The sequence below is a fragment of the Clostridium sp. CM041 genome, assembly GCF_055081035.1.
In genome coordinates this window covers 981,868-1,008,510 of the sequence record NZ_CM143648.1, presented here as the reverse complement: position 1 = coordinate 1,008,510, position 26,643 = coordinate 981,868, and the positions used below count along the sequence as shown (strand labels likewise).

Annotated in this window: 24 protein-coding genes and 1 pseudogene; 19 read left to right on the top strand and 6 right to left on the bottom strand. The window is 31.5% G+C overall.

Going from position 1 to position 26,643, the window contains the following annotated elements; translation table 11 throughout:
* Positions 1-158: 158 nt before the first annotated feature.
* The 5 genes and pseudogenes from ACWJJT_RS04805 to ACWJJT_RS04785 all read left to right on the top strand — a co-directional run bounded on the left by ACWJJT_RS04805 (position 159) and on the right by ACWJJT_RS04785 (position 3,944).
* Positions 159-1,619, top strand: coding sequence for an IS1182 family transposase (locus tag ACWJJT_RS04805; RefSeq protein ID WP_268064022.1), 1,461 nt, complete (start codon positions 159-161; stop codon positions 1,617-1,619).
* A gap of 247 nt (positions 1,620-1,866) precedes the next feature.
* A complete protein-coding gene (locus ACWJJT_RS04800; RefSeq protein WP_462956233.1) occupies positions 1,867-2,226 on the top strand; it encodes a 5-oxoproline transporter, DUF969 family subunit in 360 nt (119 codons plus the stop codon).
* Positions 2,126-2,356, top strand: a pseudogene (locus tag ACWJJT_RS04795) (5-oxoproline transporter, DUF979 family subunit); the annotation flags it as partial. The gene ACWJJT_RS04800 and the pseudogene ACWJJT_RS04795, both read left to right, overlap by 101 nt.
* 41 nt (positions 2,357-2,397) lie before the next feature.
* Complete coding sequence (gene pcp, locus ACWJJT_RS04790; protein ID WP_462956232.1) at positions 2,398-3,039, top strand: pyroglutamyl-peptidase I; 642 nt, start codon at positions 2,398-2,400, stop codon at positions 3,037-3,039.
* Between the two features lie 221 nt (positions 3,040-3,260).
* The gene (locus ACWJJT_RS04785; protein ID WP_462956231.1) at positions 3,261-3,944 is read left to right on the top strand and encodes a Crp/Fnr family transcriptional regulator; all 684 of its coding nucleotides are present in this window, start codon (positions 3,261-3,263) and stop codon (positions 3,942-3,944) included.
* A 264-nt stretch (positions 3,945-4,208) separates the two neighbouring features.
* On the opposite strand, the gene ACWJJT_RS04780 is transcribed toward ACWJJT_RS04785, so the two are convergent.
* The 3 genes from ACWJJT_RS04780 to ACWJJT_RS04770 are packed head-to-tail and all read right to left on the bottom strand — an operon-like array spanning position 4,209 to position 7,135.
* Complete coding sequence (locus ACWJJT_RS04780) at positions 4,209-5,165, bottom strand: acyl-CoA dehydratase activase (RefSeq protein ID WP_462956230.1); 957 nt, start codon at positions 5,163-5,165, stop codon at positions 4,209-4,211.
* Positions 5,146-6,243 (bottom strand): acyl-CoA dehydratase activase-related protein, encoded by a 1,098-nt coding sequence (locus ACWJJT_RS04775; protein ID WP_462956229.1) that lies wholly within the window; start codon positions 6,241-6,243, stop codon positions 5,146-5,148. Before ACWJJT_RS04775 ends, ACWJJT_RS04780 begins: the two co-directional genes overlap by 20 nt.
* Positions 6,197-7,135, bottom strand: coding sequence for an acyl-CoA dehydratase activase-related protein (locus ACWJJT_RS04770; RefSeq protein WP_462956228.1), 939 nt, complete (start codon positions 7,133-7,135; stop codon positions 6,197-6,199). The genes ACWJJT_RS04775 and ACWJJT_RS04770 overlap by 47 nt, the downstream gene beginning before the upstream one ends.
* Positions 7,136-7,459: 324 nt before the next feature.
* On the opposite strand from ACWJJT_RS04770, the gene ACWJJT_RS04765 reads away from it, so the two are divergent.
* Complete coding sequence (locus tag ACWJJT_RS04765; RefSeq protein ID WP_462956227.1) at positions 7,460-8,323, top strand: cell wall hydrolase; 864 nt, start codon at positions 7,460-7,462, stop codon at positions 8,321-8,323.
* Between the two features lie 212 nt (positions 8,324-8,535).
* Here ACWJJT_RS04765 and ACWJJT_RS04760 read toward each other — a convergent pair whose 3' ends face one another.
* Entirely contained in the window at positions 8,536-9,600 is a 1,065-nt protein-coding gene (locus ACWJJT_RS04760) for an AI-2E family transporter (protein WP_462956226.1), read from the bottom strand.
* A gap of 201 nt (positions 9,601-9,801) precedes the next feature.
* On the opposite strand from ACWJJT_RS04760, the gene tlp reads away from it, so the two are divergent.
* The 13 genes from tlp (at position 9,802) to ACWJJT_RS04695 (ending at position 23,188) form a co-directional block, all read left to right on the top strand.
* The gene (tlp, locus tag ACWJJT_RS04755; RefSeq protein WP_462956225.1) at positions 9,802-10,029 is read left to right on the top strand and encodes a small acid-soluble spore protein Tlp; all 228 of its coding nucleotides are present in this window, start codon (positions 9,802-9,804) and stop codon (positions 10,027-10,029) included.
* A 392-nt stretch (positions 10,030-10,421) separates the two neighbouring features.
* A complete protein-coding gene (locus tag ACWJJT_RS04750) occupies positions 10,422-11,648 on the top strand; it encodes a D-alanyl-D-alanine carboxypeptidase family protein (protein WP_462956741.1) in 1,227 nt (408 codons plus the stop codon).
* A gap of 210 nt (positions 11,649-11,858) precedes the next feature.
* Positions 11,859-12,566, top strand: a complete 708-nt coding sequence (locus ACWJJT_RS04745) for a lantibiotic protection ABC transporter ATP-binding protein (RefSeq protein WP_462956224.1) — start codon at positions 11,859-11,861, stop codon at positions 12,564-12,566.
* Positions 12,566-13,291 carry a lantibiotic immunity ABC transporter MutE/EpiE family permease subunit gene (locus ACWJJT_RS04740; RefSeq protein ID WP_462956223.1) on the top strand — a complete coding sequence of 242 codons (726 nt, stop codon included), beginning with the start codon at positions 12,566-12,568 and terminating at the stop codon, positions 13,289-13,291. Before ACWJJT_RS04745 ends, ACWJJT_RS04740 begins: the two co-directional genes overlap by 1 nt.
* Position 13,292: 1 nt before the next feature.
* Positions 13,293-14,036: a lantibiotic immunity ABC transporter MutG family permease subunit gene (locus tag ACWJJT_RS04735; protein ID WP_462956222.1), complete on the top strand. Its 744-nt coding sequence runs from the start codon at positions 13,293-13,295 to the stop codon at positions 14,034-14,036.
* Between the two features lie 12 nt (positions 14,037-14,048).
* Positions 14,049-14,555 carry a NisI/SpaI family lantibiotic immunity lipoprotein gene (locus ACWJJT_RS04730; RefSeq protein WP_462956221.1) on the top strand — a complete coding sequence of 169 codons (507 nt, stop codon included), beginning with the start codon at positions 14,049-14,051 and terminating at the stop codon, positions 14,553-14,555.
* A 96-nt stretch (positions 14,556-14,651) separates the two neighbouring features.
* Positions 14,652-15,311 carry a response regulator transcription factor gene (locus ACWJJT_RS04725; RefSeq protein WP_462956220.1) on the top strand — a complete coding sequence of 220 codons (660 nt, stop codon included), beginning with the start codon at positions 14,652-14,654 and terminating at the stop codon, positions 15,309-15,311.
* Positions 15,302-16,675, top strand: a complete 1,374-nt coding sequence (locus tag ACWJJT_RS04720; protein WP_462956219.1) for a sensor histidine kinase — start codon at positions 15,302-15,304, stop codon at positions 16,673-16,675. Before ACWJJT_RS04725 ends, ACWJJT_RS04720 begins: the two co-directional genes overlap by 10 nt.
* A 440-nt stretch (positions 16,676-17,115) precedes the next feature.
* The gene (gene dltA, locus ACWJJT_RS04715) at positions 17,116-18,591 is read left to right on the top strand and encodes a D-alanine--poly(phosphoribitol) ligase subunit DltA (RefSeq protein ID WP_462956218.1); all 1,476 of its coding nucleotides are present in this window, start codon (positions 17,116-17,118) and stop codon (positions 18,589-18,591) included.
* On the top strand, positions 18,592-19,737 hold the full coding sequence (dltB, locus tag ACWJJT_RS04710) for a D-alanyl-lipoteichoic acid biosynthesis protein DltB (RefSeq protein ID WP_462956217.1): 1,146 nt from the start codon (positions 18,592-18,594) through the stop codon (positions 19,735-19,737). It abuts the gene before it with no gap.
* 14 nt (positions 19,738-19,751) lie between these two features.
* Complete coding sequence (locus ACWJJT_RS04705) at positions 19,752-19,991, top strand: phosphopantetheine-binding protein (protein ID WP_220286951.1); 240 nt, start codon at positions 19,752-19,754, stop codon at positions 19,989-19,991.
* Entirely contained in the window at positions 19,991-21,184 is a 1,194-nt protein-coding gene (dltD, locus tag ACWJJT_RS04700) for a D-alanyl-lipoteichoic acid biosynthesis protein DltD (RefSeq protein WP_462956216.1), read from the top strand. The genes ACWJJT_RS04705 and dltD overlap by 1 nt, the downstream gene beginning before the upstream one ends.
* A gap of 591 nt (positions 21,185-21,775) precedes the next feature.
* Positions 21,776-23,188: an alanine/glycine:cation symporter family protein gene (locus ACWJJT_RS04695; protein ID WP_462956740.1), complete on the top strand. Its 1,413-nt coding sequence runs from the start codon at positions 21,776-21,778 to the stop codon at positions 23,186-23,188.
* 169 nt (positions 23,189-23,357) lie between these two features.
* Here the strand turns inward: ACWJJT_RS04695 and ACWJJT_RS04690 are convergent, their stop codons facing one another.
* A complete protein-coding gene (locus ACWJJT_RS04690) occupies positions 23,358-24,737 on the bottom strand; it encodes a L,D-transpeptidase family protein (protein WP_462956215.1) in 1,380 nt (459 codons plus the stop codon).
* A gap of 463 nt (positions 24,738-25,200) precedes the next feature.
* On the bottom strand, positions 25,201-26,538 hold the full coding sequence (gene brnQ, locus ACWJJT_RS04685) for a branched-chain amino acid transport system II carrier protein (RefSeq protein WP_462956214.1): 1,338 nt from the start codon (positions 26,536-26,538) through the stop codon (positions 25,201-25,203).
* Positions 26,539-26,643 lie beyond the last annotated feature (105 nt).

The following is a 26,643-nucleotide window of genomic DNA, read 5'->3' as shown; positions in this document are numbered from 1 at the left end:
AATTTTATAGTTGATTTAGACAGTTTTTTACTATATGAAAAATCGTCATCTAATTAAAGATGGCGATTTTTTTATATAAAATACTAAAAAACAAAAAGGAATTTTAAAAGATATGTCGAATTAGTATAGTAGAATAAAATAAAAGGGGCTAAACTATTATGCTAAAAGGACAATTGGAAATAAAAATAAATACATACCATAGCTTATATTCGTTAATTATTCCGAAAGATAACATTTTAAAGCAAATTAATGACCTTGTTGACTTTTCATTTGTTTATGACGAATTGATGATTAACTATAGTTCATCTATGGGTAGAGGTGCTATTAACCCCATAATGCTATTTAAATATTTACTTTTGAAAGTAATATATGAATTGTCTGATGAAGATGTTGTTGAAAGAACTCTTTATGACATGTCCTTTAAATATTTTCTAAATTTAGCCCCAGAAGAAACAAATTTAATAAACTCAAGTACACTAACTAAATTTAGAAAGCTTCGCCTTAAAGACATGAATTTATTGGATTTATTAATAAACAAGACTGTAGAACTTGCTATAAAAGAGGGAGTTTTAAAAAGTAAAGCAATAATAGTTGATGCTACGCATACCAAGTCACGTTATAACCAAAAGTCAGCAAGCGAGGAATTATTGAAACGTGCAAAAAACTTAAGAAAAACATTGTACGGAGTACATCCTGGTATTAAAGAAGAGTTACCTAATAAAGTTACAACTGGAGTACTTGAAGATATTCTTGAGTACTGCAAATTATTAATTGATACCATAAACGAGAAGCCAGAAACTGCAGCAAATCCAGCTGTGAAAACTAAATTAAACTACTTAATTGAAGCTATTAATGATGACTTAGAAAATCTAAAAATATCAAAAGATGAGGATGCAAAAGTGGGGCATAAAACTGAGGATAGTTCTTTTTTTGGATATAAATCACACCTTGCTATGAGTGAAGAACGTTTAATTACAGCAGCTGTTATTACAACTGGCGAAAAAAGTGATGGAAAGGAGCTCATAACCTTAATAGAAAAAAGCCGTGAGGCTGGTATAGATGTAAATGAAGTAATTGGAGATACAGCTTATTCTGAAAAGAAAAACCTAGAATATACAAAAGAAAATAAAATTGCATTAATTTCAAGACTAAATCCTGTAATTTCACAAGGAATGCGAAAAAAAGAAGATGAATTTGAGTTTAATAAAGATGCTGGTTTATTTGTATGTCCGGCAGGTCATATGGCTATTAAAAAAGCAAAACAGGGAAAGAAGAATGTTGGTAAAAATCAAGTGCTAACCTACTATTTTAATGTAGAAAAGTGTAAAAATTGTGTTCATAAAGATGGGTGTTATAAAGAAGGCGCTAAATCTAAAACTTATTCAGTTTCAATAAAGTCAAATACTCACAAAGATCAAATAGAGTTCGAAAAAAGTGAATATTTTAAAAAACGAGCTAGGGAACGTTATATGATAGAGGCTAAAAACAGTGAACTTAAGCACCAACATAGCTATGATGTAGCAATATCGTCAGGCTTAATTAGCATGCAAATGCAAGGTGCATTATCAATCTTCACTGTGAATCTAAAGAGAATAATTAAGTTGAAAAGCATGAAATAGGGCTTTTAAAACTTAATTATAAAATAAAAAGCATGATATATCCAAAATATGGATATATCATGCTTTTTCTATTCAAGCTTGAAAACTGTACTAAATAAAGAGTGCTTTTTTCAGCGGCCTCATAATAATGGTTAGTTTTTTTATTGTAACAATAAAATAATTGACACTTTGTAGCCTGTGATACATCAAATGTGGTAAAATTCTGATACTTTATTAATATACAAAATTTATTTTGAGGAGGTATATCATGATCAAGCTAATTGGAATCGTTATTATAGTGATAGGTTTTATGTTTAAAGTGGATGCAATTGCAGTTGTTGTTTTTGCAGGAGTCGCAACCGGACTTGTATCAGGCATGTCTTTTAATGAAATTATGACGATTTTAGGAAATGCTTTTGTAACAAATAGGTACATGACATTATTTATAATTTCTCTTCCGGTAATTGGACTTTTGGAAAGGTATGGTCTTCGTGAAAGGGCAGCATATCTTATTGGAAAAATCAAATCTGCCTTTTGTGTTTGCACAAGGGGGCGATCCAGTAATTGCAGCTGCACTTGCTCTTACAGCTGGGTTTTGCGGAACTTTAATGACGCCAATGGCTGCTAATTTTAATATTGTGCCAACGGCGATTTTAGAAATGAAAGATAAGAAGAATGGAATTATTAAATATCAAATGCCAGTGGCAGTTGTAATGCTTGGTATTCATATCGTTTTAATGTATTTTTGGGCATTTTAACGACAAAACATAAGGTTAAAATATAATAATGAGGTGACAATATGAAAGTATTAATAACAGGATTTAATCCCTTTGGAGGGGAAAAAATCAACCCATCTTTCGAAGCGGTAAGGAAATTAGAAGGTACCATTTCTGGGTCTAAAATTGTGAAGATTGAAATACCGACGGTATTTAATAAATCGATTATAGAACTAGAAAAAGCAATAATTAAAGAAAACCCAGATATAGTGATTTGTGTTGGACAAGCGGGCGGTAGATTCGATTTAACAATAGAAAGAGTTGCAATTAATGTGGATGATGCAAGGATTCCAGATAATGAGGGAAATCAACCTATCGATAGCGCAATTTTTGAAGAAGGGGAGAATGCTTATTTTTCAACTCTTCCGGTTAAAGCAATGGTAGAAGAAATACGGAAAAGTGGCATCCCAGCATCACTTTCTAATAATGCAGGTACATTTGTATGCAATCATTTAATGTATGGATTGCTTCATTTAATTCACACAAAGCACCCAATAATAAGGGGAACTTTTATACATGTTCCATTCATTTCAGCACAAGTAATGAGTAAACCCAATACTCCTTATATGGAGCTCGAGAAAATTACAGAAGGGTTAACCTTAGCAATAAAAGCGGCAATTGAAAATAAAGAAGATGTAAAAACTGTACTTGGTCAAATATGCTAGTAAATATGTGTTTCAAATAAGAAGTTCTTATTTAATATAAACGAACCATTTCTATTTGAATGTATAGAAGTGGTTCATTTTTAATATATTTATTTATATACTAAAAAATAGAAATCAATGCGATAGAAATTTTAGTGATATAATAAAAGCATATGTTAAGGTATAGACAAAAAAAATATAGATAGTAAATTTCAGAGTAGTATATTATTAGGGGGAAATTCATGTATAGGAAGTTCTTTGACTGTGATAGACAAGAAATAATGCGAAATTATTTTTTGAATACCCTCAGTAAGCTTGGACAAGTAAAAAAATATAACAAAAATGAAGTGTTAGATAAAGATTGTGGAGGTTCTGTAGGAATTGTAGTAAAAGGAGTTGTGAAGCAAAGTATTATTAGTTTAAATGGTCATGAAAAAGTATTATATATTATTAGACGTGGAGAAATAGTTGGTGAAATGATCTATTTTTGTGGTGGCATAGATTCCATTGTTACAACAGCAAAGGAATCTGTAGAAATTGCAATTTTAAGCCAAGAGGTTTTAGAAAGAGAACTGACCTCTGAGCCACAAATATATAAATATTTTATGCATAGTATGACAAGAAAGTTTCGAATTGTTATGCTTCAGCTTACAAATGCAATTTTTAACGATGCAAGAGGGCAACTTGCAGATGCTCTATTAAGGCTATCTTCTACAGCAGAGCCAGATAGTGAAGGGATTGTTTCATTAAATCGTATATATACCCATGAGGAATTGGCAAATAATATAGGCTGTTCAAGAATAACAGTTACAAGATGTTTAAATGAATTCTTGAAAAATGGAGTTATATGTTATGATGATAAAAAAATTATAATTAATAAACCAGAAGTGTTAAAAACACATATTGATCTTATTGTGGAAGAATAAAGACTAATTTCAGATTTTAAAATTAGCCTTTATGGATTATTTACTATTTTTAACGACATTTCAGAAGGGAAGTATCCACTTCTATAAGTGTGAGTTCAATACTATAACCAAAAGAAAACTTAAGCGTGAGTATAAATCTACTTCTGAAGTCGTTAATGTTTCATCTCCGCAGGAGATGATTTAATAGGAAAGTAATTTTCAGGAGTTTTATCATTAATAATTTTAAATTCATATCCGTATAGAATTTCTGATGAAACAAAAAAATCATATAACCATCTTACTGCTCCATTTACCACACCTATCTCCAAAACAGCCTACAGTTTTTTCACCATCTTTTATTTCAATTACTTCACAATTGTTACCACAACCATTGCACTCTATATTTCGAGGGGCAAAATCATTGAATGCTACTTCAAAACCTTTGAAATTTGTTTTTCCTGTCTTCATAACTTCTTCATTTGCGAGTACTGCAGCTCCAATAGCACCCATTACATCGTAATGCTCTGGAACATGAATCTCAGTGCCTAAGGCTTTTTCAAAAGCTACTTTAATGCCTATATTCGCTGCAACTCCACCTTGAAAAAATATTTTTGATCGAATTTGTTTTCCTTTCCCTACATTGCTTAGATAATTCCTAACCATTGCCTCACAAAGACCTCCTATTATATCGTCCTCATTATATCCAAGCTGTTGCTTATGTATCATGTCAGATTCCGCAAAAACGGCACATCTCCCAGCTATTCTTACAGGTGCTTTTGACTTTAATGCATACTCTCCAAAATTTTCAATAGGTATCTCTAGCCTTTCCGCCTGCCTATCAATAAAAGAACCCGTGCCTGCAGCACATACCGTATTCATTGCAAAATCTGTCACTATGCCATTTTTTAATAGTATTATCTTTGAATCTTGACCACCAATTTCTAATATAGTACTTACATCTTTATCAATTTCGAGTGCTGCCACTGCATGAGCAGTAATTTCATTTTTTACTATGTCAGCGCCTATTAAAAAAGAAGCCATATGTCTTCCGCTACCTGTAGTTCCAACTGAGCTTATTTGCTTACTATCGTATTTTTCACTTAGAATTTTAAGTCCATCTTGGATTGCTTTTATAGGTTTACCTTTTGTTCTTAAATATAATTTTTCAATAACTTTTAATGTATTATCTAATAGTACAATATTAGTACTTACAGATCCCACATCAACTCCCATATAGTACATTGTTTTTCCTCCTCTCTAACATATCTACAAATGCTTCTATTCTAGTAATATACCCTGCCTCTCCAGTCATTTCATCTACTATCAAAGTCATTATCGGAAAATCTTTATCATTTGAAATTGCAGTCAAAATTGATTTTGATACAATTTCTGGCATACATCCCATAGGAAAAATTTGAATGGCTCCATCAAAATTCTCTTTTTCAGCAAGGAGTACTTCTCCTATGCACTCTCTAGCGTGCCCACCGATATAATATGGGAGATATTCTCTAGAAGCTCTCCTTATGTCAATTGAGTTAAGCTTTAAAGGGCGAAGTGCTGTATCTTTAATCCACCAACTAGGAGTAAGCATTCGTTTAGTGGCGACCCCATAATCCATAAGTTTATCTTCTATATAAAGATTAGAAAAGGGTTCAATTATAGTATAAATTTCACCGATAATTGCAATTTTTACTGGGGACTTATGTTTATTAATAGGAACCTCGCTTATTTTATTCTTATATTCTTTTAGAATATTCACCATCTGTGATGGCGAACTTGATTTCGAAGCATTAAGGGTACATTCTTTTAAAAGTCTCTTAAATTCTCCTTTGGTTACTTCGAATCCTGTTAAATAATGTGCTTTACTTTCAATTTTTTCTATTAGCTCAATTACATTATAGGCTACCTTTAACGCTCTAATTTTTTGAGCCTTACCTAATGTGCTATTATCCGTGATATTGGATAGGCGATTTAAGAATTCTTCTTTACCTATGTCAAAAGGGCTATCAACTACGATAAAAGTCAAATCGTGTCCTAATTTCTTTAGCGCATTCATCTGTAATTCGCAGTACTCACCAAATCTACAGGGACCACAGCTTCCAGGTATAATTATGGTATCCGCTCCAAGCTCTATACTCTGTAAATAATTGCCCATCATAATTTTATAAGGTAAGCACATTTCTTCTGGAGAAAACTTTGAACCGAGCTCTAACGCCTCGTTACTACTAAATGGTGGAACTATGCATTCTATACCCAGTCCATCAAATAGTGCTTTAGCTGCAAGATATGTGTTGCCTAAATGTGGAAATGTTATCTTCATTATTATTTTTCCTTTCAATCATATCAATAAAGGCTTCAAGCCTTGTGTCTAGGCCGCCTTCACCAGTATGTTCATCAACTTTTAAAACTAAAAGAGGGAAATCTCCAATTTTTTCTTTAATAAGTTCTAGTACAACAGAGTCTATTCCACAAGCAAAGGATGATATGTATATTGCTCCATCTATTTCATTATTTTTTGCTATGCTAGTTGTAAATCCATAAGAATTTGCAGCAAAAGTCCAAAAGGGCCTTTTAAAAAGGCTTTTTACTTCTGCCTTAATTTGTTCTTCCGCCATATATTCCTCTGTTATAACGCCTACACCTAGTTTGTTTAGTTTTTTTACTATATTCATATTAATGAAAGTATCGTAAAGATTATATGGATGTCCTACTAAAGCAACATTTTTTTTAAAGCCTTCATCTTTAATCCCAAATTTAAAATTCCTCTGTGTTTCTAAGGCTTTGTTAAATGCAACGCTTATCTTACTATTATCTTTCGTAATCATTTGAGCTAGTTTTTTACACCAACAATATAATTCTTTCTCATTAGTTGCATATATAGGTTCTGTCATTACCTTTGGCAAATTGGGTATGCTATACATTATCATTTCTGGAAGTCCACAAAACTTAGGACATATAAACTCACGTGCGCGGACCCTCATAATTCTAGGTATTATTAGTAAATCACATCTGTCCTTTATATCTAGTATGTGTCCATGAAATATCTTTATGGGCAAGCAAGCCTCGTCTACACAGTATTTAACTCCGCCATTTAAAATGTTTTTGTTTGTATCAGCAGATGTAATTACTTCTGCACCTAATTCAATTAAAAACTTTTCTATAAAAGGAAAGTATTTATAATATAATAAGCCTTTAGGAATACCAACTTTCATAATTTCCTCCTTACATCCTTTTTTACTAGCACTTTTTAATTCTGAACTATTAAGGTGAAAAGTATTCCTAAAATGTAAAAAAACTGGATTTAGTATCCATGATTTAGCGACATTTCAGCTTCGAAGGTATGAGTTAATACAATTTATATGTGACATAAAATTCCAAAAAATGCATTGGATTTTTATCGTTGCCTTATTATGGTATAATTAAATAATACTCCACAGGAAGTACGGGATTTAATTTTGGAGTGAAGCTTTATGTAAAATTAAGGTGCCAATACCCTAACCTGTAAACTAACCTGGGAGGAAAAAGGAGGGAAAATAATGACCAAATTTAAAAGTCTTAAATCTATTTTATTAACAACAACATTAACAATTGGTGTATCAATGCTTACATCACAAAATATATTTGCAGCTACATCAACAACTAAAACTTATACTGTTAAAAGTGGGGATTGTCTATCTTCGATAGCGAAGAAGCACGGACAATCATTAAATGACTTAAGGAAAGCTAATAACAAATGGAATGATTCTATTTTTCCGGGGCAAGTTCTTAAGATTTCAGGAGGAACTAGTGCTACGGTGAAACAAACAACACAAACGAAGAGCGATTCACTTAAAACTTATACTGTTAAAAGTGGGGATTGCTTATCTTCAATAGCGAAAAAGTGTGGACAATCATTAAATGATTTAAGGAAAGATAATAACAAATTGAATGATTCCATTTTCCCAGGACAAGTTCTTAAGATTTCAGGAGGTACTAGTTCTACTGCAGCGCAAACATCGCAAACAAAATCTACGGCAATAAAATATACAGATAGCGATTTGAACTTGCTAGCTAGATTAATAACCGCTGAAGCAGGAGGAGAAAGTTATGAGGCTCAGGTTGCTGTAGGCGCAATAGTTGTAAATAGAGTTAAGAGCAGTTATTTTCCAAATTCAATTAAGGCTGTTATTAATGAAAATACAAATGGGCGTTATCAATTCACCCCGGTATTAAATGGTAACATTAATAGACCTGCAGAGGCAAGTGGAATGAAGGCCGCAATGGAATCACTTAATGGAAATGATCCAACAAATAAAGCTTTGTTTTTTTACAGTGGAGCTACTCCCAAAGGATTGACTGAGCCACAACCAGTTTCCAGAATAATAGGCAATATGACATTTGTACAATTGATAAAAAAGTAAAGTATTACTTTAGTGAAATGTGTAAAATAAAAGTATAATACAACAATACATAATAGTAATATAATTCATTGGCACTTGTAGAAAATTTACAGGTGCTTTTCTAATGGCTAATAAAGGAGCTATTAATTCTTATGGATTACACAGTTATTAAAAGTCTATAAGTCAGTAATCATTAAATTTCAGAACTTAATTAAAATCTTTTTTAAGTGGAATTAGTTGTTGAATTTTTTAATTATGCCGCATTCATACAAGTTAGATAATATTGTTTTAATAATGGCATAAATAGGGACAACAGCAAAGGCAGCCAAAGGTCCACCTACTGCAACTGCGCCTATTACTAAGAAGATGTCAGTTAGAGGGTGAATTTTCATTGCGTGAGACATAATTGCAGGCACAACAACCCTTCCTTTTAAAGTTTGTACAATGATGAATACAATTATAAGTTTTACTATCATAAGAAATCCCATGCTTAAAGCAATGATAGAGGGAATAATCATGGAAATGAAAAAACCTATAAAAGGAATAAAAGCCAAAATAAAAGTTATTGAGGAGAAAAGTAGAGCATTGGGAATGCCTATTATTTTGTAGGCAATAAATATCATAATAGATAAAGAAAGAGCTACTTTTGCTTGGCCTGTAACATAAGCATCCAATACCTTATTACTCTCAAAAAGAATTTTCAAAACAAGTTTTCCATATTTTTTAGGGATTATGCACATGATTTTATCTTTAAATTTACAACCATCTTTAAGCAAAAAAAATAATATTATTAACACAAGAAATAGAGTTGAAAATGTGTGCATTGCATACTTTACTGCAAACGTAAGGGTTTGAACCAAATTATGATTATGCGTATAAGTATTAGCTATATTTGCAAATGTTTTATAAATCTCAGGGGGTATATAGTTATTAATTTTATTCATTATTTGATTAACAGGGTCTTGGCTTTTCATAAAATTGGTTAGTTCTTCTATTGTTCCATTAAACTGAATTGCAATATAATTACTAAAAAAAGTTATAGCACCTGTGCCAATGGATACTCCAAAGATTAATGTTAATAGAGCCGAGGTGCTTGGATTTAAACCTTTTTTCATGAAAATTGTATTTAATGGGTTCATAATATAAAACAAAAACACAGAAAATATAAAAGGAGTTAAAAATGATTTAAAAAGTATAATTATAATTTTATGAACAAAGAACATCTTACTGAAAAGAAGTATGGCCAAAAAAATTAAATTAATAATCAGCAAATTTTTTAATATGTTATTTTTAAGCATAGTCATACACTTCCTTTGGTTTATTCCATACAATATAGTTTGAGCATGTAGTTATATACTTATTCATTGCTAACAAATAGATATATTTAAACATTAATGTCTTTGTGTTTCTTCTTTTAAGATTAGTCGTATAATAAATATTTTTGTAGATATAATAATAAAAGATAGTTTATTAAATTAAACAAAAGGGGAGATGAAATTATGAAAAACAAACCAGATGACAGAAGAGATAATGTAGATAAAATTCAGGAGAATATTGATAATTCTATTGAAAATTTTAACCTTGCGGAAGAAGCTATTGAAAAAACAGATGACGAAAAAATTATAAAACCATTAGAGGAAAAAAATGAGAGAAGAAAAGAAGCTATTACAGGCATGAGAACAGAAATTAGAGAAGAGGCAATAGATAAAAAAAACGGATATAGATAGAGTGAAAAATACAATAATCAGAAACGGTATAGCGATATTTGGCTATACCGTTTTTATGATATTGGTATTAACATTCACTTCATCATCCTAAATTTACAGTAGATGATGCGGTAATTCTACCAAGTGCAAATTATTTTGCGAAACTCGGTAGGCGCGCATTGCTTATTTTAACAGAAAAATAAAGTCGATTTATGAAACAAGATTAAAATGGTAATGTGCTAATAACCATATATGTGCTATAATATACCTTTATACAATCAAATATTATCTGTTGAAAAGTCTTATTTTCAATTGTATTTTATAATGTATGCAAATAAATTATAGTAATGGAGAGATGAAAGTTGAAATACAAAAAAAAATTTACTCTGATTGTTTTATTTCTAGTATTTTCTATGAACTTAAATGTTTTCGCAGTTAGTAGTAATGACACTACTAGTTTACCAACAATATATGGGAAAGCAGCCATCACTGTAGATGTTGCAACTGGTGAAATAATTTACGCAAAAAATGTTGACAAGCTAACGTACCCAGCAAGTACAACAAAGTTAATGACCGCGCTATTGCTCGCTGAGAACAGGGAAAAAACTGATGAAATAAAATATACGCAAAGTGCAAAAATCCAGCCTGCGGATTCATTAAATGTTAATTTTCATCCAATTGGACTTGATGAAACTATGTCAGGTGCTGACGTAATGGATGGACTGTCACTGTTTTCAGCGAATGATCTGGCCTATATGATTGCAGACGACGTCTCAGGAAATGGTACAAACTTTGAGAAAACGATGAATGATAAGGCAGCCCAATTGAACATGACAGGAACTCATTTTGTAACTCCTAATGGGCTTTCGCGTCCCAATCATTATACTACGCCTTATGATATGAGTATATTGGCTAGAGCTGCATTTTTAAACCCATGGGTAAAAGAATCAATGACTAAAAAGAAAAGTACCATATCAACATCAAAAGGTACAACATTTAAAATTGAAAATAGCAACAAGCTTCTTGGCGTAGATGGTTGTATTGGTGGGAAAACAGGATATACTTCACAAGCCGGAAGATGTCTTGTAGCCTTTTATGAAAGAAATGGTAGAGAAATTATGGGAGTTGTTATGGGATCAGTTATGGATGCCAAAGACACTTATGTTTTCATTGATATGGAAAATATAATTAACTATAGCTATAATTTACAGAAAGAAGTATTACATGCAAATAATTCTGTTATAAGAACTGAAACATTAAAATACAAACCGCTTGGATTCTTTGGTCCAGAGAAAACTATTAGTGTACCACTGGTAGCTAAAGAGGATGTTAGCTATTACAACAACGAAGCAAACAAAAAAGATTTGAAGGAAAATATAAACTTAACCAGTATGTCTGTTTCTAGTCTTAAAGGAAATAAGAGCGTTGGAACTTTGACATTAACTGAAAAGGGGAAGGTCAAAACTTACAAGCTGTATTCAACAGTTTCGAAAGGATCTTTACTAAAAAACAATATGCATATATACATTATGGCTACTGGGATATTTATTTTATTTTTAATAGGAATAGCGGTTATAATAAGAATGATTAATTTAAATAAGAGAAAAAGAAGGAACCATAGATTTAAAAGAAATTTCTAAAAAAAAGTGAAGAAAGGGCTGTATTATGGATATTAAATCCATGATAGGGCCTTTTTTTACGTGGATGGCTGATGTATCTGTATTGTAAGTGTCATCAAGGCGAAGCATTCATTCTAAGAACTCAATTAATAGCAGAAAAAATAAAATCCTTATAGAATCCTTATAATTACTTAGTATTATAAAACTATAGTAAACGAAAGGGTGATGAATATGAATAATTACATTTTACAAACAAAAAATCTTTGCAAGACTTTTAAAAAACAGCGTGCAGTAAACAACATTTCGCTGTCCATTGAGAAAAATTCTGTCTATGGATTGCTAGGCCCGAATGGTGCCGGAAAATCAACTCTATTAAAAATGGTTACGGGAATGCTTCATCCAACATCAGGAGAAATAATTTTTGAGGATCATCAGTGGAGTAGATCGGATCTTTCTAATATAGGAGTTTTGATTGAATCTCCACCTCTTTATGAAAATCTTACGGCTGTTGAAAACCTGAAAGTACGAGCTATTCTTTTAGGACTCCCAGATTCCCGTATTAAAGAAGTACTGGAAATTGTGGATTTGACGAATACAGGAAAAAAGCAGGCAGGACAGTTTTCTATGGGAATGAAGCAAAGGCTTGGAATTGCAATTGCACTACTAAATAAACCCAAATTGCTAATTTTGGATGAGCCTACAAATGGCCTGGATCCTCTTGGAATACAAGATTTACGTGAGTTAATACGTTCTTTCCCGGCGCAGGGAATGACAGTCATCCTCTCCAGTCATATATTGTCTGAGGTTGAACTTATTGCAGATCACATTGGCATCATAAGCAATGGGGTACTCGGGTATAACGGCAAAATTAATCCTGGTGAAGATTTGGAGGTGCTTTTCACAGAGGTTGTGAAAAAGAACAGGAAGGAGGATTTATAATGCTTAAATATTTACAGGCTGAAAATTTGAAATGTGAGAGAATATTTATAAAAAAACTGATTATTATCGCACCTATAGTTACTTTGTTATTTGGATTTATGACCGGAAAATATTTTGAATCCAATAGCTTCAATTGGTGGTACATGATGATTTTGCCCGGATATATTTCAATAATGGCAGTAATGACTAACGATGCGGAGCAAAAAAAGTTGCGCTATAGGGCTGTATTTGGTCTGCCAATTTCACTAAAAAAAGTGTGGATTTCAAAAGTTTTGGTAAATGGGATTTATATGACTTTCTCATGTATGGTTTTTATAGTTGGAATTTTTTTAGGAAGTTATCTAAGGATCACTCCCGTACCGGCTTTTAGTGCATTTGCCGGAGCTGGTTTGATTGCAGTTACATCTTTATGGCAGATTCCACTTTGTATGTTTTTAGCGAATAAACTGGGAATGCTAGGGACAGTTTTGATAAACGCTGGAGTTGGAGCTGTATTAAATGTTATGGCTGTAAGTACATCAATGTGGTGGATTTCTCCTTATAGTTGGACGTCACGTATTATGTGTTCCGTTCTTGGAATTTTGCCAAATGGAGAGCTAGCAGGCATAGGAGATTCGCTACGAAATCCAGTCGTGATTCCAATTGGAATTGTTTTGTCAGTTGCCCTGTTTATCTTGCTACTGATTATTACCGCTAATTGGTTTGAAAAACAGGAGGTTAATTAATATGATTGCTTTAATTAGATGTATAAAATCGGATTTTTATAAATTAAGACATACTTCTATTCCATGGATTCATTTACTTATCCCACTTGCGGGAGCATTCATGTTTTTGGCGTATTATAGATTATCTTCATGGAGCGCATTAAAAAAAATAAGTGGGTATCTGGAGGTCCTAGCAATTGCATTTCCTTTGATGATAGGAATAATCAGTGGGATAGTAATTGAGCAGGAAGAGCAAGCTGGAAATTTTCAAACACTACTGTGCAGTACAAAATCAAAATGCACCACGTATTTGAGTAAGCTAATTATTTTGCTTTTATTGGGAACCTTTTCTATAACACTTGCTGTAGGGATCTTTGCACTTGGATTCCAAACAATGCCCAATATATTTTACTTGAAAGCCGCAGGAGCATTAGTTCTAGGAAATATATTCATCTATATCTTGCATGTGTTCATAAGTCTTCAATTTGGAAAAGGAGCTTCCACAGGGCTTGGAGTTTTCGAAAGTCTGATTTCTGCTCTGATGCTTACTGGTCTTGGAGACAATATATGGCGTTTTATTCCATGTGCGTGGAGCGTGAGATTTTGCGATTACCTAGTTGCAGAGTGGGCCGATCATTTTACAAGTGCTGTTGTAACGCTTGATACGAAGCAAGGATTATCTGTTATGTTATTTGCCATATGTATAGCCTTTGTTGCAAGTTTATTTTGGTTCAAAAAGTGGGAAGGAAGAAAGTCATATAAATAAGAAGGAATTGTTATGAAGATAAAAAGAAAGTTTGTAATTTTGTTCACAGTTTTATTTTGTACATTAGTAATAGGGTATTTTGCAAAAGATACTATAATTAAAAAAGTAAGGAACTATGCAATTAAAGATAAAATTGTTTGCAAAATCAATGCTAAAAATGCTACTCAAATCAGTTATAAGGAAATAACTTATCAAATTTCAAATGTTTCATTGGATAGATCTAAAATTGGAGGATGGAACGGAATTATTGATAAAGTGGCAGTTATTGATAAAAATAATTGTATACTTAAACAAAAGGAAATTGATTTGTCTGCCCAATTAACAATAGAGGATGTAAAAAAGGATCTTCCCAAAGATGCGAAGTTTATTGTCTTTTTTCAAAGTGTTTGTTCAATAAAAGGTATAGATAGTAAAGAAGCCATCGCCGTCCAAGTGGATAACAACTTTTACAAAGCGATTCCGGTAGGAAGCTCGTCTACTGATAAAACGGCCATCAAATATGATTATTGCTCAGAATAAACGTCATTTTAATTTGGGATTTATGGATAATATAAGTTGATTTGATAATATTTTGACGTTATACTATATATAGACAACATGCGAGGAGTGAGGAATATGGCAAAAATTCTGGTTATCGATGATGAACCTGATATCCTGGCTTTAATTAAAAATATTCTTCAGAAAGATAATCATTTGGTAACTACAGTTGTGAATCCTGAAAAAATTTTAACTAGTGAATTTTCAAACTTTGATTTGATTTTACTTGATGTCATGATGCCGGGTATGGATGGATTTACTTTTTGTAAGGAGATTCGTGGTATTGTAGACTGTCCTATTATTTTTCTTACAGCAAAAACTATGGAAATAGATATTATGTATGGTTTAGGGCTTGGCGCGGATGATTACATTACGAAGCCATTTGGAGTGGGGGAACTAAGAGCCAGAGTAAATGCTTATCTTAGGCGGGAAAACCGTGAAAGGCGAAGTACTCTTTGTGTATCCGGGGTGAAGTTTGATTTAGCTGGTAAGGAAATTTTAGTGGATGATAAAAAAATTCCTTTTACCAAAAGTGAATATAACATATGCGAATTTCTTGCCAGAAATCAAGGCCAGGTTTTTTCAAAGGACAAAATATACGAAGGTGTTTATGGGTATGATGGAGAAAGTGACAGCTCAGCTATTACGGAGCACGTTAAAAACATACGGGCAAAGATAGCTGTGTTTGAACTGTCACCAATTGAGACGGTATGGGGGATAGGGTACAAATGGAAGTAAAGAAAAAAGCTTTTACGTTAAAGGCGGTCTTTTTTAAGTATCTATTAATTTTAGGAGTTACATTTATTGTTTTCGCAGGACTATATATGGGAATTTTTAATCTAGGCGTAAGAAATGGTGTGATTCTTATACCGAGTTACTGCGAGGATTTGGCTAGGAGCGCTAAACCATTACTTGCATCTACACCGAAAATCACAGAAAACATGATACCCTATGGATGTAAATTTGCTGTTTTCGATAAAGAATATCAGGTTGTAAAAACAAATTTAGAGGGTCAGGACTTACTTACCGCAACAGAATATGCTAAGGGTACTTACCTTAAAAGTGTAAGCAAAAAGAACTACTATTTCATTGAAAGGGAAGATGGGTTTTGTGTTTTAGAGTACTATGTTCAAATGAGCTACCAATCTGAGTTTTTAAATAAGCATTTACCAGATCCCGAAAAAATCATGATTATAACTTTTGCCGCTTTATATTTTTTCATTATTTTAATCATTACTACTATTTATGCGAAAAACCTAAATAAGCATCTAAGGCCCCTCCTGCAAGCTACTGAAAAAATCAAGGAGCAGGATTTGGACTTTGACATAAAATATTCAGGAATTAAAGAATTCAATGATGTACTTTTATCAATATCAGACATGAAAACAGAATTAAAAAAATCATTAGAACAGCAATGGAATATAGAACAAACAAAGAAGGAGCAGATTTCTGCTCTTGCCCATGATCTTAAAACTCCACTAACAATTATCAAAGGAAATGCTGAATTGATATCAGATTCAACATTAGATAAGGAGCAACAGGAATATATTGACTATATTTCAACAAATACAAGGCAGATTGATCAGTATATCAAAACACTGATTGATATTTCAAATTCAGAAATAACTCTTTTTCTACAACTGGAAAGGATAGATTTTGAAAATTTTATTGACACAATTCAAGAGCAGCTTGAAGCCATTGCAAATACCAAGGGACTTAAAGTTGAGTTTACTAAAACTTATATTCCTAGGTCGATTATGATTGATAAGTTGCTACTTCAACGTGCCATTATGAATGTTATTTCAAATGCGGTGGATTACTCCCCAAGTAACGGAAAAATTTATTTTGAGGTAAAATCCATGGATAATAAAATAAGATTCATTACGACAGATAGTGGAAAGGGTTTTTCAAGCGAGGATATCAAATCAGCCACAAAACGATTTTATATGGGTGATTGTAGCCGTGCATCGAAAAGTCATTATGGGATAGGGATGTACATTACCCAATCATTTGTAAATCTCCATGGGGGGACCCTCCATATGGATAATTCACTTGTAACTTATGGCGCACAGGTAACAATAGAGATTCCAATTTGCGAATAGGGGATTGGTGATTATTTGACAGCAAGTTCAGAATATAATAATTAAAGCTACAGGTCTTTCTAAAGGGAAGGTCATACAGATAAAGAAAGTCCTCAAGCGATTGAAAACCAATCATTTGAGGGCTTTTTTAAATAAGCATAAAATCTTTTTGTGCTTCTATATTAACGACATTTCAGAAGTCGTTAATATTACAGCTCCGCAGAAGATGATTTAATACAAAGGAGTAAGATTCTACAAAAATTAACAATATTATAATGTGTTTTATTTATTTTTACTTTTATGTATACATTTGTACCCAATATGCCTTATAATTACATGGGAAGTTTTACATATAGCAACTTTATACCATAAATTGTAAAAGCGCATATGAATGGAGGCAAGGTAAAATGGATAATTAAGCAAAAAAATAGATTTTTGAAATATAGAGAGGAGGCATATTTATGGACTTTATTGATACAATCGAAAGCTATTGTACAGGCGATAAAGTAGCTCATATGTATAGGAATAGTAACTTAACCTATAGGGAATTAAAAACAAAATCTGATTCACTTGCTGTAAATATTATAGATTTATTTGGAAAAGATAAAACTCCAATAATAGTTTTTGGACATAAAGATCATTTAATGCTTATATGTTTTTTAGCCTGTGTAAAAAGTGGACATGCATATATTCCAGTGGATAGCTCAACACCAACTACAAGGCTTAGAGATATTGTATTTATTTCTGGTGCTAAATTAATTATAAACACATCAGATGATTTAATTGATATTCAAGCAGAAACAACATTGAATAAGAGTGAAATAGAAGAACATTTATTACAACATGGGAATAAAATACCAAATATAGGTTATAGAATTAAGGATGAAGAAGTTTATTATATTATATATACTTCAGGAAGTACTGGTAATCCAAAGGGAGTTCAGATAACTAAAAATTGTATTCAAAGCTTCATTGATTGGAGTATGGATTTAACTGATAAAAAAGATAAAATATTTATGAATCAAGCACCTTTTTCTTTTGATTTATCTGTTATGGATACTTATTTATCATTGGTTTCTGGTTCAATACTATATAGTATTGATAAAGAGATGATAGCTAATTTACCTGAGCTTTTTATTGATTTTAAGTCTTCGGGAATTACAACTTGGGTTTCCACTCCGTCCTTCGCAGAAATGTGTTTACAAAGTGAGCAATTTAATGAAAAGTTATTACCCAAATTGAGGCAGTTGTTATTCTGTGGAGAAACACTTTCTAAGGAATGCGTAAGAAAATTATTCGAAAGATTCCCTAAAATTAAAATAATAAATTTCTATGGGCCAACAGAGGCAACAGTAGCAGTAACTGCAATTGAAATAAAGAAAGAAATGCTTTTAAGTAAAGGAAAGCTTCCAGTTGGGTACGTAAAAAAAGACTGTGAAATAATCATAGAAGAAAATACAAATGAAATATTGATAGTAGGTGATAGCGTAAGTATAGGGTACTTTGCTGAGCCTATTTTAACAGAAAAAAATTTTTTTGAAAAAGAAATTTTAGATGTTAAAAAGAGGGGATACAGGACCGGAGATACGGGTTATATAGCTAATGGTCTATTATATTATGAGGGACGAATAGATAATCAAATTAAACTTCATGGTTATAGAGTTGAAATTGAAGATATTGAAAACAATATAAGAATACTTCCTTTCATTAAAAATGCAGTTGTAGTACCTATTAAAGAAAGAGGTAAAATTAAATATTTAGCAACAGCTGTAGTGCTAAATGATAAATATGAAGGAAACATAATTATCTTAGTTAAAAATTCCTTGAAGGATTTACTGCCTTCATATATGATACCTCGCAAAGTAAAGGTAATAGAAGTTTTACCGATAAATGGAAATGGAAAAATTGACAGAAAAAAGATAATGGAGGAATTTTAAATGCTTCCTTATGGAGATTTTTTGTATTTCTATATAATGATTTTAGTGCTAATTCCAGCAATTGTTGTTGGTTTGCTTGGCAAAAGGATAAAATGGTATGGACTACCGGCAAGCTTATTTATGATGTATTTAATTTTTGGTAAATCAAAACAGCAAATTAAATATTTAATTATATTTTTTATAATGGAATTTTTGTTAATTATTATTTACAGCTTTATAGTGAAAAAGTTTAAACAAAGATGGTTACTTTGGATAATGATATTTATAGGTCTGTCACCTTTAATCTACTCAAAGTTTAGCAATATACTTATACACAGAGAGCTTGGATTTCTAGGGATTTCTTATTTAACTTTCAAAGTTATTCAGATGTTAATACAAATTTTTGATGGGTATATTACCAAAATAAATATTTTTGATCTTGCTTATTTTATGTTATTTTTTCCAACATTAAGTTCTGGACCCATTGACCGCTCACTTAGATTTACTGAGGAAAGCAATAAGGTTATAAAGCCAAGACAATATGTTGAATATTTAGGTGATGGACTATTTAAGATTCTACAGGGAATAGGTTACAAATTCTTAATAGGATATTATATACAACAACATTTTATTAATGTAATATCATTAAGACCACACACTTTAATAAATGTAATTAAATATATGTATTCTTATAGCTTTTATTTGTTTTTTGATTTTGCCGGTTACAGTTTAATTGCAATAGGCGTAAGCTACATAATGGGAATAAAAACGCCTGAAAACTTTAATCTTCCATTTATAAGTAAAGATATAAAAGATTTTTGGAACAGATGGCACATGAGCTTATCTTTTTGGTTTAGAGATTTTATTTATAATAGATTCGTAATGACTGCAATTAAGAAAAAGTGGTTCAAGAGTAGATATACAGCTTCCTACATTGGTTTCATGATAAACATGATAACCATGGGGCTATGGCATGGAATTCAGTTGAATTATGTTGTTTACGGTGCTTTTCATGGGATTTTAATCATAGTTACAGATTATTTTCAGAGAAAAGTACTCTACAAAAAAATCAAAGGAAAGGGTTGTTTTAAAATTGCTTCAACTTTTGTAACCTTTAATTTGATATGTTTTAGTTTTTTAATATTTTCAGGATATTTATTTAAATAGAAGGAGGAATTTATATGCAAGAATTAATTTATAGTATATTAGAAGAAATTACTGGTGAGGATTTACATAACGAAAGTGATGTGAATTTATTTGATAGCGGAAGATTGGATTCATTAGGAATTATTGAACTGATTGTAGAATTAGAGGATAAAGCTAAAATTAAACTTGATCCTGCAATTGTTGAAAGAGGAGATATAGAAACGCCAAACAAAATTATTGAATACATTCAAACTCTCTCTGAATGTAGAATGTAATGAAAAAGGTCATAGCTTTCGCTTGTTCTATTATTATTAGTATTGGCTTTTTATTTTGTTATCAAAGCTATTATAAAGGTCTTATTTCAAAAAAATATTATGATAAATTCGGAGAAAATTTATCTGCATATAAATTTAAAAGCGTAGCACTTCAAAGCATGGGAGCAAGACAAGGTGATAATCTTTTTATGTTTGGTTCCTCTGAAGTTGTAAAAACTACTTCATATTCTACTCATCCAATTAAAGTTTTTAATGATAAAAAAAATGGTTTCCAAATCAATCTTATAGGACAAGGAGGTTATAAATCCTTAGTACATACTGCTAATTTTGGAGCAATTGGTAAGGAACTTAGGGGGGGAACAGTGGTTTTTGTACTTTCTCCACAATGGTTTTTAAAGAACGGCATTAATGAAAATGAGTTCGAAGCCAATTCTTCTGAAGCACAGGTATATGGATTTTTGTTTAATAAGGATATTAGCTTAACTACAAAGCAAGAGTTTTCTAAAAGAATAATATCAATTACTAACAAAAAGGCCAATAAACACTTTGATATTATGAGAGACTACTGCTCTCTTTATAGTAATAATGACTTATTAAGTACATCTAAGAGATATTTAATGACTCCTTATTACAGGATAAGATACGAGCAATTAATGTTAAAGGACAATATAAATAGCATTAAATATCTTAAGCCTAAACTTGCAAAATATAATGAGACGCAGCATACAAATATTAACTGGAATGCGGAATTAAAAAAAGCCACGGAGATTGCCGAATCAAAGTCTAATAATAATAAGTTTGGTATGGACAATAATGCGTATAAACACGCGATTAGAGGAAATCTTCATGAAATAAAGGGGTCTATGAAGAAGGACTCTTATAAAGTATCTCCTGAATATGAGGATTTTAAGTTGTTGCTAGATGTTTGTAAAGAACAAGGAATTAAACCACTATTTCTAAATATTCCTGTAAACGGCAAGTGGTATGACTATGCTGGATTTAATAAAAATGATAGGCTAGCTTATTATAAAAAAATAAACACTATGGTTAATTCCTATGGATTTGAAGTTGCTGATTTTTCAAAATATGAAAATGAAAAGTACTTTCTAATGGATAGTTCCCACTTAGGCTGGAAAGGTTGGGTATATGTTAATGAAGCTATTGATAAATTTTATAACAAAAATGAAAACTAATATAATTTTTATGACAACTATTTATATTATTGTCATTTTAGGCTGTAGTTATGTATTTTTATTTCAGCCAGATGTTAAAATTTCTTATATATACAATCAGTTTTAAAGCTAGACAATTATGTATGCAGTACTATCTATATGTAACATTCTAAATAATACAAAAACCCCTCTGTAGCTATGAGGCCGCTGAAAAAAGCACTCTTTATTTAGTAGAGTTTTCAAGCTTGAATAGAAAAAGCACGAGATATCCACATTTTGGATATCTCATGCTTTTTATTTTATAATTAAGTTTTAAAAGCCCTATTTAAAGCGAATTGAAAATGGTGATAATCTTAATAAGAATTTTGAATTTTGCATAGATAATATATTCATATTTTTGTTAATAAGAAAAAAGGTTTAAAGTTTTTTTAAAAAATTATTCATTGTATATAACCAATTTGAAGCTACATTATCTAACATAACTTTAAAAACATTACTTTCGGAATATTCTAATTTTTGGGTTTTACGTTTTTCTGTGGTACAATAACCTTGAATTTAACTGATACATATCTATAAAATATTAAATTTACAAAAGAATGGGAGGATAAAATGATGAACTTTTTACAAGCAATTATCGGAAAGACAAATGATATTCTATGGTCCTATATACTTATTGCACTACTTATTTTTATGGGGCTATATTTTTCTTTTAAAACAAAATTTGTTCAATTTAGATATTTAAAAGAAATGATTTCTCTTTTAACTGAAGGTGTGGGGAAATCTATTTCTAAATCTGATAAAAAGAAAGGTACATCTTCATTTCAAGCATTTTGCATAAGTACTGCTTCTAGAGTTGGAACTGGAAATCTTGCTGGAGTTGCTATTGCTATAGCGCTTGGTGGTCCTGGTGCAATATTTTGGATGTGGCTAATTGCTTTAATAGGCGGTGCTTCTAGCTTTGTTGAAAGCACTCTAGCTCAAATTTATAAAGTTAAAGATAAACATGGCTATAGGGGCGGGCCTGCATACTATATGGAAAAAGCACTTAATAAAAGATGGATGGGAATTGTTTTTTCTATATTAATTACAGTATGTTTTGGTCTTGTATTTAACTCTGTTCAATCAAACACTATATCACTTGCTTTTCAAGAAGCTTTTGGTGTTAAAACTGTAATTACTGGATTAATTTTATCAATATCTACAGCAATTATAATTTTTGGTGGAGTTCAAAGAGTGGCTAAGGTTTCAGAGATTATTGTTCCTATAATGGCTGTTGCATACTTGTTAGTAGCTATATTTGTTATTCTTAAAAACATTTCTTCGCTACCATCAGTAATTTCACTTATATTTAGAAGTGCGTTTGGTTTTGAACAAGCTTTAGGCGGTGGTGTAGGTGCGGCAATGATGATGGGAATTAAACGAGGACTTTTCTCAAACGAAGCTGGAATGGGAAGTGCTCCTAATGCGGCAGCAACAGCAGAAGTAACTCACCCTGTAAAACAAGGACTGATTCAAACTTTAGGAGTATTTACAGACACAATTTTAATATGTAGTGCAACAGCATTTATAATATTATTATCTGGAACTTATACAACTAAAGGATTAACTGGAATACAGCTTACGCAAAATGCTTTAAGCTCACAAGTTGGGGCTTGGGGAAGTACCTTTATTGCTGTATGTATATTCTTATTTGCATTTAGCTCAATTGTAGGAAATTACTATTATGGCGAAACAAATATAGAATTTATTAACTCAAATAAAATATATGTTTTATTATATAGAATTACTGTTGTAGGTATGGTTTTTGTTGGCTCTGTAGTAAAGATTCAAATAGTTTGGGATTTAGCGGATTTATTTATGGGCTTAATGGCAATAATTAATTTAATCGCTATATTCCAACTTGGTAAAATTGCTTTTGCAGCGTTAAAAGACTACACCTTCCAGAAAAAGCAGGGTAAGAATCCTGTATTCACAAAGAACTCTATTGCAGGATTAAAAAATGTGGAATGTTGGGATGAAGAATAATTTCCTATTTTTTAAAAATCTATGATTTTAACGACATTTCAGCACCGCAGGTGATGATTTAATACCTCTAATCTAAAAGTAAATCAAAAAAACGCAAGTTAACTAACTTGCGTTTTTTTGATTTGCTTTTATTTGGTAAACATATAATAATTAAGACTTTATTAAATCTCTAGTAATAACAAATAACCGGAGTATTAGCATCAATATTATTATATATCGTCATTGCAATATCGTCTGTTGCATTTATACAACCATGAGAACCATTTGTCAAATATCTACTTCCACCAAAGGAGGATTGCCACGGTGCACCATGTATTCCAATACCACCATTAAATGGCATAAAGCAATTGACAGGTGTATTGTAACCCGGTCCCTTTAAGCTTGTATTTTTTGCTTTCCATTTTAATGAATAAACACCTGGTGGTGTTGGGGTATTTATGCCCCCAGTAACAACATCTCCTTCTACAATAAGAGCACCGTGCTTATAAAACCACATATGTTGGTTTGTCAAATTGATTTCTACATAGGTATTTCCAATATCATTTACATCATGAGATACTGCGGTTTGGGCATACTTGGGCTGCTTTGTTATGGTTTGTCCACCTTTTATAGATACAATTAAATCATTGACTTCGCCTGTGAGATCAACTTCCCATCCGTAATCTCCACCGCTGACTTTTGCAGTTGTTCCGTATGATGTAGCAAAATCTCTTTCGTTGCCACAGGTATTATAATTATTGGCCAGTTTACTTACATAATCTTTCATTTTATTTTCATCAAATGAAATTTCAAGGTTGTCATTAACTACTAGCCAGTTGTGTATTATAGAACCGTCTAAAACTTCTTTACCTCCAGTATGGGTATAAGTGATTTTTGAAGCTACATATTTATCAAGCAAAATTTTAGTGTTTTTAACTTCTTTGGAACTTGAATTATATTTTGGATTAATGTATTGATTTGTTGTCTCCAAATTTATTGTTGTTTCGCCTTTGAGAATTGCATTTACTACATTTGCATACAAATGCTTGCTATTGATTTTGTTTCCCATAATTTCTTTTACGATCACATAGCCGGTATCTGAATATTTAAAACTAGGATTTTTAGGTTTAATTGCTTTCTTGTTATCAAAACAAGAGAGTTTATCAAAATGTTTTTTTAATAGTTTTTCATCATAGGTCACTATGTCAGGTAGTTCAGAAGCTTTTGAATTAAAAACTTCATAAATCCACGCAAAAGAATTCTGACTGTCTTTTAAAACTTGAATTTTATCCTTTGCATTATATTTAAGTCCAATGTCAGCAGCTTTAAGTTGTTCATTCACACCACTTCGTTCTTGAAGGTTCAGTGTATATGTTTTGCACTTTGATAATAAGGCTTTATCTATTTCATCTACTGTTTTACCAGAAGCATTTATGCCATTAATTACAGAACCAAAATAAAAATGGTTATTAAAATATATTGACATACCTAAATATAGAACAAAGATAATAGAAAAAGAAATTATACTAATACGAATAGATTTTTTGCGTTTTATTGTTTGTATTTCCATGAGGCACCTCTTTTAATGTAAATTTAGTATTTCATATTAATCATATTCCAATATGTAGGAAATGTAAAGTAACCTTAGCGAATATTTTTACATTCATGTAAAATATTCGTTAATAAAAGTAAAGATTAACGAATTATGCTCTAACGCCTCACTTAGAGTAGTGGAGGACTTTCCTTCTGAAATGTGCTAAAGTAATTCACTTAAATCTGCAGTTGTAAGATCAATACTGTTATTTTTCATACTAAAAAAGACCCCTTAACTAATTATTTAATGAAACATTAAAATTAGTTGGCGCTCCGTTATTAAACAATATGAAATTAAAATAGTATCCTTCCAACGATCTACCATATAGATTAATTATATCACAACAAGTTTTTATTAGCGAGTTATAATGAAAAAGGAAAAATTGTGCTAGACAAAAATTAAAGGAATGCACACGATTGTGGCATCCCCTTGGATTTTATTATTTGTTATATTTATTTAAAGAGATTTCTTTTGTAAAAGAAGAATCTTTTACTATGCTAAAAAACCATCCTATTAGAGCACCAACTAACGATGGAACTACCCAAACAAGACCCTGCTTAGATAAAGGTATAGAACTCAAAAATGACATTTTAAGTCCAATTTGATCTAATGAATCAAATATACTAAAAACAGCAGTAAATAGCATACTGAAAGAATATACAGAGCTATAACCTTTGAATAGATTATGGGAGAATGCAAGTACAATAAGTACTATCGCCATAGGATATATGGCTGTTAAAACAGGTACGGATATACTTAATAGTTTAGTTAAGCCTACATTTGCAAATAACATACTAGATAGTGTTATTGCAGTAACCCAAATTTTATAGTTAACCTTTGGAACCATCCTTGAGAAGTATTCACTACATGATGTTATAAGACCAACACAAGTTGTAAGGCAAGCAAGTCCAAAAGTTAAACCAAGTATTATAAGACCATTTGCATTAAAAAGATAAGATACTACATTTGTTAATGTTTGCGCTCCATTTTTTGTAGCACCAAATCTAGTTTGAGCAGCAGCGCCTAGGCATGAAAGCATTAGATATATTACAGTTAAAACAAGACCAGCTATAAGTCCAGCTTTTATTGTATAGGAGCTTAAAGCTTTTTTATCTGTAATTCCTTGTTTCTTTAAAACTAATGCAACAACTATTCCAAAATTAAGTGCAGCGATGGCATCCATAGTCATGTATCCATCCAAGAATCCCTTTAACACAGGAAAGCTAGCATAATCTCCAATTGGAGCATTGAAGCTACCAATTGGTTTTACTAAACTACCTATAAATACAATTAATATAAGTATTAAGATAGCAGGGGTTAGTACCTTCCCAAAACGATCCATTAATTTATTAGGATTCATACTTAGCCAAAAAGCTAAACCAAAGAAGCACAATGTATATAGAAAAAGAGGCAAAGCTCCACTAACAACCGATGGTGGTAAAAATGGTGCTATGCTTGTTTCGAAAGACAAACTAGCAGCACGAGGTATGCCTAAAAATGGTCCAATTGATAAATATATTAACAATGTGAAAATAAGCGCAAAGGTTTTATTAACTCTGCCAGCTAAATTTTGAAGACCATCAGCTTTTGCAACAACAGCTACAGCCAGGATCGGTAGACCTACTGCAGAAGCAAGGAAGCCAGATAACGAAAGTAAAAGATTTGTACCTGACATTTGTCCAAGTACAGGAGGGAAGATTAAGTTTCCAGCTCCAAAAAACATTGAAAATAGCATTAAACTAACTAGCATTAAACTTTTTCTTGATAATTTATTCATAGTAATTCCTCCAAAAATATTATTTTTTTTAAATTTTAGTATTATATCGCTAATATCAATGTCGCTATCCACTAAACCACCCCCTTTAAAAATAAAAAAAGCCCG